Source organism: Erythrobacter sp. R86502, assembly GCF_042466465.1.
Classification (GTDB): Bacteria; Pseudomonadota; Alphaproteobacteria; order Sphingomonadales; family Sphingomonadaceae; genus Erythrobacter.
Window position 1 is genome coordinate 33,703 of sequence record NZ_JAXHCJ010000002.1, and the last position, 14,638, is coordinate 48,340.

Genomic DNA, 14,638 nt, shown 5'->3' on the forward strand with positions numbered 1-14,638 from the left:
GATCGCAGCCGGGTAATGCGTCGCCTATCGACCTAAAGCCGGTCGTTCACATGCACCAAGTTGAACGTCTGGTTCCGCTCGAAGCCGCCATCCCGCATTCGGGATCACGCATCGGCCGCGCTTATGACCGCAACTGAGTAGAATCTTGACCGTTTGCTTTTCGTAAGAAGACCTTAAGTCGAAGCATCGGCCGACATCACTTGTTTAAGTCGCCTGTCCATTGCATGCTAAGGCGAAGCTATCCAGCGAGCGTTAGTCGCGAATTTCCGTTGAAAGCACGATCGCCGAGCGCCTTAAGCGCGTTGCTTTAGAAGGACACTCTCATGCCCCTGCTATTGTGCCCGAACGACAACAGCCCGATGCAGACTGTTGACCGTGACGGTGTGCAATTCGATATGTGCCCGACTTGCCGCCGCGTTTGGCTCGATAGGGGGGAGCTAGAAAAGCTTATGGCCGGAGCGCAGGACAACGCATCGCCCCCACCCAGCAAAAACCGCGCACCTCCGCCACAGCAACCCTATTATGGAGACCAAGGCGAGCGCGGGGAACGGGGCGAGCGTGGAGAATATGGCGATCGCACCGGTTACCGAAAGAAGCGCAGTTCGATCTTCGACATTTTTGACTGATTGTCGGAAGGTTGCCGTCTTGGATGAGAAACTTCAGCCTAAACACGAGATCGACCCTAGCGATGATCGCTGTCGCGATTACTGGCCGCGGGCGTTAACTGGCAGGCCACGCGACCCCGGCAAATTCGGTTGGACGCGTAGGTCAGCGACATTCATTCAGCCCACCATGTAAGGCCTGCTTGCTCCTTGGCCCATGTTTCGCCAAGCCGCGTCGATGGACATTCTCGCCCTTCTCACCGATCCAACCGCGTGGCTTGCGCTGCTTACCCTTATCGCACTTGAAGTGGTGTTGGGGGTGGACAACCTCATCTTCATCGCAATCCTCTCCAACAAGCTGCCTTTACACCAGCAGGAACGTGCTCGCCGTATTGGCCTCATGTTGGCACTGGTAATGCGGATCGGGTTGTTAATGCTCATCGGCTGGATCGTCACCTTGCAGCAGCCACTTTTCGATCTCGGCCTTGTGGGGCCCCCGGTGGAAGGGACAGACAAGGCGTCTTTTGAGACCGCCTTTTCTGGTCGCGACCTGATCCTGCTCGCGGGTGGGCTTTTCCTGCTGTGGAAGGCCACCAAGGAGATCCACCATTCAATGGAACCTGAGGACGCATCAGGCGACATACTCGACAAAACGCCGGGCATCGCCAAGGCAGCGACAGCGACCTTCGGCGCAGTCATTGTGCACATTATCGCTATCGACTTGGTCTTCTCAGTGGATTCGATCCTTACCGCAGTGGGAATGACTGACGATATTCCGATCATGGTCGCCGCGGTGGTCATCACAGTCGGGATCATGCTGGTCGCCGCCACCCCTCTCGCGCGCTTCATCGAGCATAACCCGACGCTGGTGATGCTGGCGCTCGCTTTTCTCGTAATGATCGGGCTGGTGCTGATCGCCGATGGTTTCGGCTTCCACGTGCCCAAAGGCTACATCTATGCAGCGATGGGTTTTTCGCTCGGGGTCGAAATGCTCAACATCGTCCATAGAAACCGGCGTAGGAAACTCGCAGCGCCGGAAGCATGAAGAGCAGGCTTAGGATTTGAAAGGTAGTAGGCATCATGCTTAAATTCAGCCCTTGTTCTGTAGGCGCCGTAGTTGCCAAGCGTGCCTTTCTGGGAAGGAGCAATTGCCGTTCATCGATGTATCCTCAAAATGGCGGAGCGATGAGCCTTTGACTGACATGGGGTCGGCTGCTGAATGGCGGTCCCCACGCGCCGAGTGTCTGTAATCGGCCGTTTCGTCTGCTACTGAGCCGGACTGGTTTGAACAGCAGAATGGTCTGTGGGACAATAGCGAGTGTTCAGTTGGTCAAGACGGCGCTCTGGACACGCCACAGCATCTTGGCTTTTTCAATCTCTGCGTGGTCGGCGTGCGTGATGCGATTGGCAATGAATTCAATGCCATCTATCAGCCACGGCGCTAGCTCGGGCTGGGCAAGACGATATAGGCGCGACTGACCGCTGCTCTCCACCTCTACCAATCCTTGCGACCTAAGCACCGCGAGATGTTGCGAAAGTCTGGTTGCGGTAATGTCGAGATTGGCTGCCATTTCGCTGACCGTATGGCCTCCCACCTGCAACTCCTGGATCAGTCGGATGCGATCGGGATGCGAAATCTGGCGAAGCAAATTGGCAAGTTCAGTGGCTACAATTGTTCGGCTCGGCATTTTGCGCGATCCTTTTTTGCTGAAGTTTAAATAGCTGTCCGCTTACTCTGGCACGACAAGCCGCAGATCGCTCTTAAGGCGGGCACTTTCCTGCGGTCCTAGGCCAGTCAGCAAACCCCAACGCTGGATTGGTCGATGGTTTTTCGCTGGCGCCGCCTTGATGACCTGGAGAAGGAATTCCTCATCACTGAGGTGATGGGCATAAGGCGCAACCGATGGACGGCCCGGCGTCGCAATGCCTCGGTCCCACAACTGGGCGGCTCCCTCGTAGAGCTGCTGGGCGGCTTGCGGCTGGCCCTGCTGCCGCATCGCTGCAATCAATCCCAGCACCAGCAACGGCGCATCAAGCGCCTGCTTGCCCACCCGTGGGCCGATCGCTTCGCTGGTAACAAGCTGCAAGCCGCGCCGATACCAGAGAAGCGGCCAGGGCTGCTTGATCCTGCTGAGTTCAGCCAGCAGCGCGAAGATGATACTGCGCCATTGCGGCATTACGATCAGCGCGTCCCAACAATCCAGCTGGCGCACCAGCACACCTAGGGCGTCCTCGACTGAGAGGATTTCAATTTCGATGCCATCCCGCGTCAGGGAGCGGTCGGCTAGCAGCAATTGGCTGATCATGGCGTTGCGCGAGCCTGCATCCACGATGATGGCAAGCTTGCGGCGACCTTCTGCTTTGGCCGCAGCAATCATCGTTCGCATCAATCGCGCGCGTGGGAGCGGCGAATATCCGGCCTGTGCCTGATCGCAAGCCGAGGGATGCGGCGACATCAGAACGAGATCGAGCGGGCCACCGCGGGGCAGTTTGCCAGCACCGTAATCGAACAGGTAGCTGGCCAGCCAGGTCACCTGCAGCGCTGAACCACCGTCTGCGTTTTGCAGCATCGCCGGCGATGTAACCCGCCACGGTGCAAATACCGCGGCACATTCGGCACCGAGCCCGGGTGCAGCCCACTCGGCGAGCTGACCAAGCCGGGTGGAAGCCGACTTGACGGCAATGGGCAGGTCAAGATCAAGCCATTCAAGGATCTGATCAAGGCCTTGTTGCCACGCTTCCGGCACCGGACCTTGCGGAAGAGTGAGCCTGATTACTGGTGTCGCGACAAGGCGAAGGTGAGAGCGGGACCGCTGGTGCGAGCGTTCCGCTGGGCGACCTTGCCTGGCCTGTCCTTCGGTTTGACGGACTTGGTCTGTAGGGGTTTCCATGTGCGAATACCTGCAAAGATACGAGATCTGCTGGTCGTCTAGCGCGCTTGTTACGATCATATAAATTCAATATACGATCGATATCGTTCTAAAAATCTCAACAAAGCAAGCAAGCGAGCCCGCCTATGCGCCTCAATTTCAAGCATCTGCGCTATTTCCATGCCGTCGCGCATGACGGGAATCTCACCAACGCGTCGCGGCGTCTCAATGTGTCGCAATCGGCGCTTTCGACCCAGATCCGACTGTTAGAGGAAGAGATGGGCCATGCGCTGTTCGAACGGCGCGGCAGGCGGCTTGAACTGACCGAATCCGGTCGGGTTGCACTCAATTATGCAGATAGCATCTTTGAGACTGCTAACGAGATGATGGTGACCTTTTCGGGCGGTCAGGCGCAAGCGCAACAGCATTTGAGGGTCGGTGCGGTGTCCACGCTGTCGCGCAATTTTCAGATTCGGTTTCTTGCCCCGGTGTTGGCGCGCGAGGATGTCCACCTGGTAGTCCACACCGGTTCCCTGACGTCTCTGGTAAAGGCGCTGGAGGCACATGAGATTGATATTCTTCTGACAAATCGCCTGCCCTTCCGCGACAGCACCACCAATTGGGCGGCCCATCTGGTTGATGAGACGCCAGTCAGTTTGATCGGGACAGATCCCGTGGACCCGGCCAAAGTGTCTTTGCGTGATCTGCTCACCACCGCACGGCTCGTGCTGCCAGCCAAGGACAGCGGTGTGCGCGCCGATTTCGATCTGCTGATCGAACGGCTCGGCATTCTTCCTAATGTTGTTGCCGAAGCTGACGATATGGCGATGCTCCGCTTGCTGCTGCGCGCCGGAACCGGCGTCGGACTGGCGCCGCCCATCGTTGTGCGCGATGAGCTGGAGATCGGAATGCTGCACGATCTGATGACAATCCCGGGCCTGACCGAAAGCTTTTACGCGATGAGCCAATCGCGGCGCTTTCCCAACCCTCTGGTCTCCCAATTGCTTGACATCGCAAAAATCACGTAGTTCTGGTAATATGAATGAATAAATAGGATCATTGAACTTATCGGAACTGCGTTGAAGTCCTATTCCGGCACCACGATTTGCCCGTATCGGGCTTTGTGGAGACCGAAAGTCAATGGAGATCGCGTTTCTGCTTGCGCTGGGGATCGGCGCTGTCCTTGTCCTTGGGGGAGCCGCTTTGGTGGCCCGTGACGGGCATGCGCGCGTGATCAGTCTGGCGCTCGAAACCGTGCTGCTTGGCTGTCTCGTTGCAGTGGCAGCGGGATTTGTCCAGCTTATCAACCAATCCGCCTACACCGCCAACCTGCTGGCATGGCACGGCGCGGGATTGACCCTGCGGATCGACGTGATCAGCCTTGCGATGTTGGCATTGGTTGCCTTTATCGGCTGGGTCGTGCTGCGCTATGCGCGCACCTACATGGCCGAAGAACAGGGGCGCGCGCGCTTCACCGGTTGGCTGGCAATTACGCTTACCAGCGTCCTATTGTTTGTCGGCGCGGGCAACCTTGTTCAGCTGGTGGCGGCATTGATCGCGACAAGCCTGTGCGTGAACCGGCTTTTGCTGTTCTATCCCCGCCGCGCCGCAGCACAGCGCGCGGCGCGCAAGCAGTTCATCACCGCAAGGCTGGCTGATCTTGCGCTGATCATCGCGGCAGCGCTGCTGACTTACGCCTATCGCACGCCTGATATCGCGACGATCCTTGATGCGGCGCGTAGCGGGGTAGCGGGGCCAGCGGTCTCGTTGGCAGTCTTGTGCCTTGCGCTTGCCGCAATCATCACCTCGGCGCAGTTTCCGTTGCACGGCTGGCTTAGCGAAGTGATGGAAGCGCCCACCCCGGTGTCCGCCTTGCTGCACGCCGGTGTCATCAATGCTGGCGGGTTCCTGCTGATCCGGTTTGCCGATGTGCTGCTGTTGTCGCCTGCGGTGCTGGCCGGTCTGGTGATGATCGGCGGCTTTACCGCTCTGTTCGGCGGGTTAGTGATGTTGACCCAGCCTGCGGTCAAGACATCGCTGGCATGGTCGACGGTGGCGCAGATGGGCTTCATGATCATGCAATGCGGGTTGGCGCTATTCCCGCTGGCGCTGCTGCACATTCTTGCCCATTCGCTGTACAAGGCACACAGCTTTCTTGCCTCGGGCGGCGCGGTTGAGCGGATCGCGGCGACCCGTCGCCCTGGCCCGGTGGCCATTCCCGATGCCAAGGCCGTGGCCGCCGCATTCCTTGCAGCGCTGGCGATCTATGCCGCGATGAGCGTCGGTTTCGGTTTCCAGAGCAAGTCACCGCAAGCCAACGCGCTCGGGGCGATCCTGATCTTCGGGGTGGCCTATCTGCTGGCGCAGGGCCTTGCCGGTTCGGCGCCGGGCGCGCTGATGCGGCGGATGGCGGCCTATTCGCTGGCGGCTTCGCTGGGCTATTTCGCACTGCACGCAATCGCCAATACGCTGACCTTGGGCACGCTGCCCGCCGCGCCGCAGCCCGGCCCGCTTGAATGGGTGCTGATCGTGCTTGCGGTCGCCAGCTTTGGTTTGGTGGCCATTGCCCAGTCGATGTTTCCGCTGTGGGCCTATCATCCGGCTGCTGCCGGGCTGCGGGTCCACCTGTCCAGCGGCCTGTATGCCAATGCACTGCTTGATCGGCTGCTTGGCGGCTGGACACAGCCGCGTACCGACCAAGCGTAACAGCCAAGCCTAACACGCCACGCGCAACAAAAGGGTATCACCATGCCATCGATCAATTCGGCCGAGCAACTGTCTGGTCTGAGCCTGCACGACGTTGCAGATGCAGCCGCAAGAGCGATCGCGCCGCTATGGCCGCTTGCCTCAAGCGTCGCCGTCAACCCCTTTCTCGGGCAGGCAGGGCTTGATCTGGCTGGCACCGCCGCGCTGCTGTCGCGGGTCAGTTCGGCGGCCACGATCATGCCGCGCGCCTGGTTTGCCGCCCGGCTTGAAAGCGGGATGATAAGCGATGATGATCTTGCCGCGGCGCTGGACAATTGCGGCTCGGCCTTGCGTCCCGGCTCGGTTGCCGCGCTGAAGCTGTCGCTGCAAATTGCCGCGCCCGCGCGTGCGCCGCTGCCAACGATTGCTGATCTGGCGGCTGAGGTTTCGGGGATCGACTGGCCGGCCATCATCGATGAACGGTTCGGCCATTGGGCAGCAAGCTGGTGGGACGAGGGCCAAGCGTTATGGGCTGCGCCCAAGCGCCATAGCGCCTTTCGTGCATGGCAAGCAGTTGCAACGCATGACCTAACCCCCGAAATAGCAGGGCTGCATGGCTTTGCCGCTTTCGTCGCCGATGCCCCTGATAGCGCGAACGAGGCGATAGCGCGCAGTGTGGCGCTGCTTGATCTTCCGGCCGAGGCGTGGCCGACCTATTTTCACGCCCTGCTGATTACGCTGGGCGGGTGGGCGCAATATGCCCGTTATCAGCAATGGCAGGCAGAACTCGGCGGCGGCAAAAACAGCGCGCCGACCGAACTTTTGTGCATCCGGCTGATTTGGGAAGCGGCGCTGTTTGCGCAATATGAGCCTGCGATCAGCGCCAAGTGGCGCGGCGTGATGGCGGCCCATGCCGTGCCGAGCGAACCTGATGCGGATCATATCATCGACGCGATCCTTCAGGACGCAGCCGAGCGATCGGCGCAGCGGGCACTGGGCCAGGACCTGAAGGCCGGTGCTGCGGCCTGCACGCCGGCGGCACCTGTGCTGCAGGCGGCTTTCTGTATTGATGTGCGCTCTGAAACCTTCCGGCGAGCGCTGGAATCGCTCGATCCGGGGATCTGCACGCTGGGCTTTGCCGGGTTCTTCGGCATTGGCGCATCTCATCGCAGATTTGCGTCGGATGTGCCCGAACATCGTTTGCCGGTGCTGCTCAATGCCAGCGTGACGAGTCGTTCCGGCACCGCGCAAGATGAGGCCAAGGACCGCTCCGACCGATATCTGGCCCGCGCGCGGCGCGCATGGGGGCGGTTCAAGCTGGCGGCGGTCTCGTCCTTTGCCTTTGTCGAGGCGACCGGGCCACTCTATTTCGGCAAGCTGGTGCGCGATAGTCTGGCTCTCAAGACGACGTCCTTGCCGCGTGATCCGCTGCCCGTGCTGGACCCGCCGCTCGCACTAGATCAACGGATTGCAGCGGCGTGCGCCGTGCTACGCGCGATGTCGCTGACGAGCGAGTTTGCGCCGCTGGTGCTGCTGGTGGGTCACGGGGCCAATGTGGTCAACAATCCCCACGCGAGCGGCCTGCATTGCGGGGCGTGCGGCGGCTATTCGGGCGAGGTCAATGCCCGGCTGCTTGCGAGCCTGCTGAATGACCCAGAAGTGCGCGCTGGGCTGGCCGCAGCCGGAATCAGCGTTCCGGCTGAAACGCTGTTCCTTGGCGCGCTGCATGATACCACCGCGGATGAAGTGCTGATCTACGGTGAGGATCATCCCTCACCCGCCCACGCCGATGGAATCGCGCAGGCGCGTGAGTGGCTGGCAAGCGCCGGGTTGATCGCCCGCAGTGAACGGGCCTTGCGCCTTCCGCGGGCAGGGAAAGGCAAGGACATTTCTCGGCGCACCCGCGATTGGGCAGAGATCCGCCCCGAATGGGCGCTTGCCGGGTGCAAGGCCTTTATCGCAGCGCCGCGCGTGCGCACCGGCGGCACCAGTCTGAATGGGCGCGCCTTCCTGCATGACTATGTCTGGCAGCAGGACGAAGGCTTTGGCGTGCTCGAACTGATCATGACCGCACCGGTGGTGGTCGCCAGCTGGATTTCGCTGCAATATTACGGCTCCAGCGTCGATCCCGAGGTATGGGGCGGCGGCAACAAGTTGATCCACAATGTAATCGGCGGGATCGGCGTGGTCGAAGGCAATGGCGGCACCTTGCGTGGGGGCCTGCCGTGGCAATCGGTCCATGATGGCGAAAAGCTGGTGCACGAGCCCTTGCGGCTGACCGTTTGCATCGAGGCGCCGGTGAAGGCGATGACCGAAATTCTGGCCCGACATGACAAAGTGCGTGCGCTGTTCGATAATCGCTGGCTGCACCTGATCGCACTTGACGATGAAGGGCAAATGGCGTGGCGCTATACTGGCGACCTCGATTGGGAAAAGGTCGATCCCGAGGGCCGCGCTGCGCCGCCTGAAATGATCGCGGCCTGACAATCAAGTAGTGCTCAAACTTGCCCGGCGATACCGCGTCCGGATTTAGCGTGCGTCTGATATCGTGCTTCGATGGGCCCCGTAATTCATAGCAAACTGCTCAGCTGTGATCTGATCAAGATCAAGACCTACAACATTCTTTCTGGGGTCGCTTGCAGTCATCCCCGTTATCGCCGAAATGCGTCCGCTTACGACAGGCTGTCCGCCAGAAGCCGATATTCCCCACACGGCTCACAAGCCGATTGCATCGGATACAGATTGAGTGACAGGAAACCACTTAAGTTGTGACAATCGGCTCTGCATGGCAGTTGGTTCAAAGCGGACATAACCTAGCACTCAACCAACGAGAAGCTGACTGCCAGGCCCACGCCTATCGCTGGGCCTAGCCGTTTGAGCCGATTGACAAGCGGTTTCGTGATAGCCGGTTTCTTTCTGGCCAACCTATCGATCGCTGCCTGTTCATGAGCGAGGAGGCGAAGATAGTCTTGGGTTTGACGTGCTTCCATCTCATCGACCAGGCTACTCACTTCGCTCGCCAGCATATGCGCGCTGTCGATCAGTGCTTCTGCCCTTTCGCAACCCCCTTGCTTCAAGGCTGCGTGTGCCTCGCGCTGCAATGACCGCGCGTGGTCTTCCAAATGGCGAAGATGTTGCCCTGCGAAGGGCTGAGTCCCAGATCCCATGAATGAAACATTATCTCAATCTCTGATTGTAGTCTCCCTGATTAATTTGCGCATCAGGCCTCCATGAGTTTCCGCTTGAACTCGACGGGGCCTCAATCGCTGAAAGAGCTTTTGGCGGACAATATCTGGGATATTGCGACAGTCACTCCCTAGTGAAGTAGCACCCTCTCAAATTGCGGATGTCGGGTTTCCAACCACAATCCGGCACGAGGAGCCCCGTGGCGTTCTCCTGAAAGCTGACTGTCGGCTTCTGGCAAAACCAGTCATTCGACATGTTGCTTAGAAGCGACCGCTTTGTCCCACTTTCAGCTGTTCCGCACCCCATGAACACGTGGCTGCTTTTAGGAATTCGCAGGTCGCCACCGAACGTCTGAGTTGGGGTCAATTCCTGAACGGCAGGAATTTTTCGCGAGCGGGGCAAAGCCGCCATGCGGCTTTCGGGATCGCGGATCCGCCCTGCTCATGGCCGCTTGTGGGTGGATAGGCGAATGGCGGGTTTCAGGTTGCGGTGTTGATTACGTCATTGTATTTGGTTGGGTGATGTGCCCGCCAAGGCGCGTCGCCGCAATTCTAGGCTTTCAAATCCGGTCGGCTACGACGAAAGCTGAAACATGATCGATGAAATAATTCAAAACGTTTGTCTTGTCCTCGGGGTGATTATCGTTTTTGCTGTTCGCCAGCGGGTGCGAGCTTTTCTACCAAAGCGAAGGTTTGTCGTTGGCCTTGCTGGCATAATTTTTGCAATTATTGCCGCAGTTGTGATGATCAAGTTCTTACCCTTGTCGCAATCTGGTAGTATTTCACTCTTTATTTACGGCTTAAATTATGTTGCCCTCGGGATGATTGGAGGAATGCTGGCCTTCTCTCTTGCTGAAATTGCTGGAGGGTCCATCCGACTGCTGAAACGTCGGTAGCCTAACCGCCAGAATGGGAACTAAACGCCCCACGTGAGCCGGACCATCTTCGAACTCTCTTTGCTTGCCTCGATTTGGGTTAAAACGTCCAAAGTGGGGTCGTTTCCCGAATGGCGGCTGCTGGCGAAAAACCGGTTGAAGCTGCCGGGCAGATTTCGGGATCGCGCATCGATTGTGCTCATGACCAATCATGGGTGGTTTTATGCCAATTCCGCAGCGGCGTATTTGGGGCAATCGCTGCGGCACACGCCGTCATGCGACCATTCGGGCGGACGCCAGAGATAGCCGAGCTTGTCCTGCCACATCTCGGCCGCGTCCATCCGGGCCTTGAGTTGCTTCAGCCCCACGAATTGCGCGGTCAGCGGATTGTAGTCGTAGGTTGGCTTGACGAGGCCCGGATTGGGCTCCTCTCCCACTTCCGCATAAGTGCCGAACAGGCGGTCCCACACGATCAGCACCTGGCCATAGTTGCGGTCGATGTATTGCGGCTGATTGGCGTGATGGACCATGTGGATCATCGGGGTTGCCAGCCAGCGGTCGAGCCAACCCAGCCGCCCGACCCAGCTGGCGTGGTTCCAGATGCCGAAGGCGTTCTTGACCACGCTGACCGCGATGAAGACGACCGGCGGGACACCGAGCAGCGCCGCCACGCTGTCGAAGACCGGGCGCGGCAGGCCGTCGAGAAAGAACCCGCGCGCGGCGGTTGAATGGTTGAACTCGTTCGAGGAGTGGTGGATCGCGTGAAATGCCCACAGCAGCCCTACCCGGTGGCCGAGGCGGTGTTCCCAGTAATAGCTGAGGTCATGCACGATAAAGGCGATGGGGATCGCTGCCAGCAGCGGCAATTCATCCACCAGCCTCAGATTGTCGTAGACCAGCACGTAGATCGCGATCGGAACGACGATACCCACCAGCAGCTTGAGCACGCTTGAGAGCAGGTTCAGCCCGATCGAGCACAGCGCGTCCTTGTTTTTGTATTCGGGATTGCCGCGGATTGCCCATACCCGCTCGAGCATGACGCTCCCGAAATAGACCCCGGCCAAGACCCAGATGGCCGCAGGGCCGCCGAGAAAGTCGATTGCGGACGAAAGGTCTTCCATGGGCTGTCAAGCTATCACCGGCGTGGACTTGGTCAATGACTTGAATGGGGTCGTTTTACGACAGGCTGCTTTTGGCGATAATGACTACAAAACAGACGACCATTGCTTCGTGAACCTGACGTGACCCTTAAGCGGATAGCTGAGCAGCTTGAGAACGCCTACGACGATTGACAGTAATTAACCCGAGAGGCTGCTGATCCGGCGTTCCTGTTGTGAGCGAATTTCTACTACGGCCATCTTCTCTCCGTGAGCGAAGATGGCCGATTTGTTTCCGCCGCATATAGATTGCTAGCTTGTGCCATCTGTGTACATACGGGCCCAGTCTTCCGATTGCGGCACCTTAATTTGCGGCACTTCAGCGCTCGCCATCGCAGAGAGCCATTGCGGCACGCCCGCCCGTTTTCGCAGCGCGCTATCGCCTTTCGGGCTGATCCATCCAAAGATGGGAAGCTCGCTGTAGCCGGGCCGTGCTTCGCCAAAGGCCCAGCGCATCATCACATAAGTCGCCGGATCGCGGCCATCGATCGACAGCCGGTCATTGAGGTAGCAGCCAGTCGCCCAAGCAAGCCCAGGTGTCCTGGTCCATTTAATAATCTGCTTCGCCCAATACATTCGCAAATTATTGTGCATCCACCCCGTGGCCAGCCATTGACGCTGCGCTGCGTTCCAGGTCTCATCCGGCGTATTGCCGTGGATTAGCGCCTCCAGCGGCAGCACTTCGCGTGGGTCACCGGCATGGGCTTCCATTGTTTTGCGCGCAGCTGAAGGAAGCGAGCTGTACTGCGTCATTCCCGGCTTCTCAGTCATGCGCCAATGGCACCATTCGCGCCACGTAAGCAGCTCATCGAGGAACTTCCAGCGTAATGCCGCAGGCACCTCGGCCTGATTCAGTGCCCGCAGGACTGCAAACGGGCTTGTCATGCCAAAATGCAGATACGCCGAAAGCTGGCTTCCTGCCCCGGCATCGGCGGGATTGTTTCGAGTCCATTTGTAGCGCATGATGATGGAGCTTGTCAGTAGTTCGACCCGCTTGGCGACGGAGGCTTTGTTGGCTGGATACTCGTCGCTGATAGGCAGTGTGTGGTCGATCCGGCAATCTGCAATCAGCGATTTTACACCTGCATCACTAAGGTTTGCCAAGTGATCGGGCTTAAATGGCAGCTCCCCTTTATACGGCTTGATTTCCGGTTCAATTTGCTGGCGGTCTGCCAGGCACTGTTCTCGCAAGGGCTTATGCGCGGCGCGAAATACTTTCGTGGCACCTAGCCCCGATGGGAGCAAGGCATGCGGAACGAGCCGCGTGGCATCGACCGCAATGACGGCCCGATCTAATTTGTCTGCAAAGCGGGTCGCCTGAAAATTCGCCACAAATGTCGCATGTGCGTCGGTTACTACGCAAGCGGCTCGGTCTGCCAATCTATATACCAGCCCTTTGGTTTCATGCCCGGGCCGCACCACGTGTTGAACACAGGCAATCCCGCGTCGCTCAAGCGTGCGTGCCATTTCTCTGCTCGCGCCGATTATAAAGCCATGCAGCCGGTCTGACGCATGAGGATAATCTTCGCGCAGGCCGTGATAGACGAGCGCTGGAAGCCCCAAGGCATTAGCAATCTGCACACCGGCGTCGATCGCCGGATGGTCATCGCCGCGAAAGGTTTGTTGCAGCCACACTAGAATGTAATCGGCCTCTTGCCGCACTGAATGCTTGTTGAGGGGGGTAGCGCGCGCGGACAGCTCGGCGTTTAAAAAATCCGTCGGCATCTGGTTCATGCTTTCACCTTCCTGGGCGCGGATTTGCGGCGCGCCATTGGCCGGCGCCGCGAACCATGCCGCAAAAGGACATCTGTCGCCTCGACTTTGGCTTCAGGCGTGCGCCGGATTGTCCAAATTGCGTCCCTCGCAGCTTTGGCTGCGACAGCATGGTCGACGAGCGGCTCGGGGTATCCCCTCACGCCGCCATGCTTCCAAGGTTCGTGTATCGCACCGCCATCGAGGCCCGCCAGTTCCGGAACCCAGCGCCTGATAAAACGGCCATCCGCATCGTGGTCACGACCTTGTTTGACCGGTGAATAAATACGCAGAGTATTGATACCCGTCTCGCCGCTTTGCATTTGCGACTGGGTCCAGTGAATTCCTGGCTCATAGTCGGTGAACAGCCGCGCAAGTATCGTCCCGGCTTCCTGCCACGGCATAAACAGATCGTAACACGCAAAACTCATCAGCATTGCCCGCATCCGAAAATTAATCCATCCGGTTGCGATCAGGGAGCGCATACAGGCATCGACAAAAGGAAAGCCGGTTCGGCCCGTGGCAAACGCCGCATGCCACTCTGCCGAAACATCCGGCCGCATGCCTTCATAAGCGCGCGCTACCGGGCGAAATTCCATTTCCGGTTCAGCTTCAAGCTTCTGCATGAAATGGCAATGCCAGTGCAACCGGCCGATGAATGAGGAGAGCGACGCCCGCCAGGCCTTGGCATGGGGGCTCGCATCATCCTTCAGCTCATCCTTACGTTTGACGGTCGCCTGATAGCATTCCCGCATCGAGATTGACCCGGCTACCAAATGAACTGACAGGCGCGAACAGCCCTTCGCACCGAGCTGAGGGGATGACATATCGGTGCGATAGTCGCGGCCCCGGTGATATAAAAAACTGTGTAAGGTAGCAGTCGCTGCCGCCCGACCTCCAGGCTGAATGCCCGCTATACCGTCATGGGTGAGCCCGACAGTTTCGGCACCCGGGATGTCAGCGGCAAAGCCCTTCGGGTTCGCGGAATGCCATTCAATTTCGGTAGGAACGGGATAGATAGACCGCGCCATGAGCGCGTCCCAATCCTTTGCCCAGCGATCCCGGTCTAGAAGCGAACCGCGCCAGACGCCGTATTGCACTGGTTCCCTGAAGGTTAGGTTGTGTTTGGCGCACCATTCGTGAACTGCCCGATCGCGGCGGTATGTCCAGTCATTACCAGTTTCCTGATGGGCCCAAAGATCGAAAGCGCCGATCTCGTCATCCAGCGCTGCCAGACACGAAAGTGCATCACCCTCCCATACCCGCAAGGCACCCCCAATGTCTGCGATTTGTTCTTTAAGGGAAACTGAGGCTTGCCGAAGCAGTTCGAACTGTCTCCACGAACTATCCGGCAATGCCCAATAAGCGGGTTCGACCATCAGTATCGGAATGACCGGGCCTTTTGTGGCAGCTTGCGCAAGGCAGGCGTGGTCAAATACGCGAAGATCGCGCTTGAACCACACGACCTGCGGCAGCGCATCAGTCAAAGCGGTGAGCCGAATTGTAAAGAGA

At 58.9% G+C, this 14,638-nt stretch carries 11 protein-coding genes; 6 read left to right on the plus strand and 5 right to left on the minus strand.

Annotated elements, in window-relative coordinates; all coding sequences use genetic code 11:
• Positions 1–323 precede the first annotated feature (323 nt).
• Positions 324–626, plus strand: a complete 303-nt coding sequence (locus tag SJY33_RS14675; RefSeq protein ID WP_379923640.1) for a zf-TFIIB domain-containing protein — start codon at positions 324–326, stop codon at positions 624–626.
• A 214-nt stretch (positions 627–840) separates the two neighbouring features.
• Positions 841–1,647: a TerC family protein gene (locus SJY33_RS14680; RefSeq protein ID WP_379923641.1), complete on the plus strand. Its 807-nt coding sequence runs from the start codon at positions 841–843 to the stop codon at positions 1,645–1,647.
• Between the two features lie 277 nt (positions 1,648–1,924).
• Here the strand turns inward: SJY33_RS14680 and SJY33_RS14685 are convergent, their stop codons facing one another.
• Positions 1,925–2,290: an ArsR/SmtB family transcription factor gene (locus SJY33_RS14685; RefSeq protein WP_379923642.1), complete on the minus strand. Its 366-nt coding sequence runs from the start codon at positions 2,288–2,290 to the stop codon at positions 1,925–1,927.
• 42 nt (positions 2,291–2,332) lie between these two features.
• Entirely contained in the window at positions 2,333–3,349 is a 1,017-nt protein-coding gene (locus tag SJY33_RS14690; RefSeq protein WP_379923643.1) for a hypothetical protein, read from the minus strand.
• A gap of 269 nt (positions 3,350–3,618) precedes the next feature.
• On the opposite strand from SJY33_RS14690, the gene SJY33_RS14695 reads away from it, so the two are divergent.
• The 4 genes from SJY33_RS14695 (at position 3,619) to SJY33_RS14710 (ending at position 10,238) form a co-directional block, all read left to right on the plus strand.
• A complete protein-coding gene (locus SJY33_RS14695; protein WP_379923644.1) occupies positions 3,619–4,500 on the plus strand; it encodes a LysR family transcriptional regulator in 882 nt (293 codons plus the stop codon).
• 112 nt (positions 4,501–4,612) lie between these two features.
• Positions 4,613–6,178 carry a proton-conducting transporter membrane subunit gene (locus SJY33_RS14700; protein ID WP_379923645.1) on the plus strand — a complete coding sequence of 522 codons (1,566 nt, stop codon included), beginning with the start codon at positions 4,613–4,615 and terminating at the stop codon, positions 6,176–6,178.
• A gap of 42 nt (positions 6,179–6,220) precedes the next feature.
• Positions 6,221–8,641, plus strand: a complete 2,421-nt coding sequence (locus SJY33_RS14705; RefSeq protein ID WP_379923646.1) for a YbcC family protein — start codon at positions 6,221–6,223, stop codon at positions 8,639–8,641.
• A 1,294-nt stretch (positions 8,642–9,935) separates the two neighbouring features.
• Positions 9,936–10,238, plus strand: coding sequence for a hypothetical protein (locus SJY33_RS14710; RefSeq protein WP_379923647.1), 303 nt, complete (start codon positions 9,936–9,938; stop codon positions 10,236–10,238).
• Between the two features lie 200 nt (positions 10,239–10,438).
• Here SJY33_RS14710 and SJY33_RS14715 read toward each other — a convergent pair whose 3' ends face one another.
• The 3 genes from SJY33_RS14715 to SJY33_RS14725 all read right to left on the minus strand — a co-directional run bounded on the left by SJY33_RS14715 (position 10,439) and on the right by SJY33_RS14725 (position 14,613).
• The gene (locus SJY33_RS14715) at positions 10,439–11,338 is read right to left on the minus strand and encodes a sterol desaturase family protein (protein WP_379923648.1); all 900 of its coding nucleotides are present in this window, start codon (positions 11,336–11,338) and stop codon (positions 10,439–10,441) included.
• A gap of 288 nt (positions 11,339–11,626) precedes the next feature.
• Positions 11,627–13,108, minus strand: coding sequence for a DNA photolyase (locus SJY33_RS14720; RefSeq protein ID WP_379923649.1), 1,482 nt, complete (start codon positions 13,106–13,108; stop codon positions 11,627–11,629).
• Positions 13,105–14,613, minus strand: a complete 1,509-nt coding sequence (locus SJY33_RS14725) for a deoxyribodipyrimidine photo-lyase/cryptochrome family protein (protein WP_379923651.1) — start codon at positions 14,611–14,613, stop codon at positions 13,105–13,107. Before SJY33_RS14725 ends, SJY33_RS14720 begins: the two co-directional genes overlap by 4 nt.
• Positions 14,614–14,638 lie beyond the last annotated feature (25 nt).

Excerpts from the sequence above, each read along its gene's own strand:
- SJY33_RS14675 (WP_379923640.1), top strand. The coding sequence starts at position 324 with ATGCCCCTGCTATTGTGCCCGAACGACAACAGCCCGATGCAGACTGTT.
- SJY33_RS14680 (WP_379923641.1), top strand. The coding sequence starts at position 841 with ATGGACATTCTCGCCCTTCTCACCGATCCAACCGCGTGGCTTGCGCTG.
- SJY33_RS14685 (WP_379923642.1), bottom strand. The coding sequence starts at position 2,290 with ATGCCGAGCCGAACAATTGTAGCCACTGAACTTGCCAATTTGCTTCGC.
- SJY33_RS14695 (WP_379923644.1), top strand. The coding sequence starts at position 3,619 with ATGCGCCTCAATTTCAAGCATCTGCGCTATTTCCATGCCGTCGCGCAT.
- SJY33_RS14700 (WP_379923645.1), top strand. The coding sequence starts at position 4,613 with ATGGAGATCGCGTTTCTGCTTGCGCTGGGGATCGGCGCTGTCCTTGTC.
- SJY33_RS14705 (WP_379923646.1), top strand. The coding sequence starts at position 6,221 with ATGCCATCGATCAATTCGGCCGAGCAACTGTCTGGTCTGAGCCTGCAC.
- SJY33_RS14710 (WP_379923647.1), top strand. The coding sequence starts at position 9,936 with ATGATCGATGAAATAATTCAAAACGTTTGTCTTGTCCTCGGGGTGATT.
- SJY33_RS14715 (WP_379923648.1), bottom strand. The coding sequence starts at position 11,338 with ATGGAAGACCTTTCGTCCGCAATCGACTTTCTCGGCGGCCCTGCGGCC.
- SJY33_RS14720 (WP_379923649.1), bottom strand. The coding sequence starts at position 13,108 with ATGAACCAGATGCCGACGGATTTTTTAAACGCCGAGCTGTCCGCGCGC.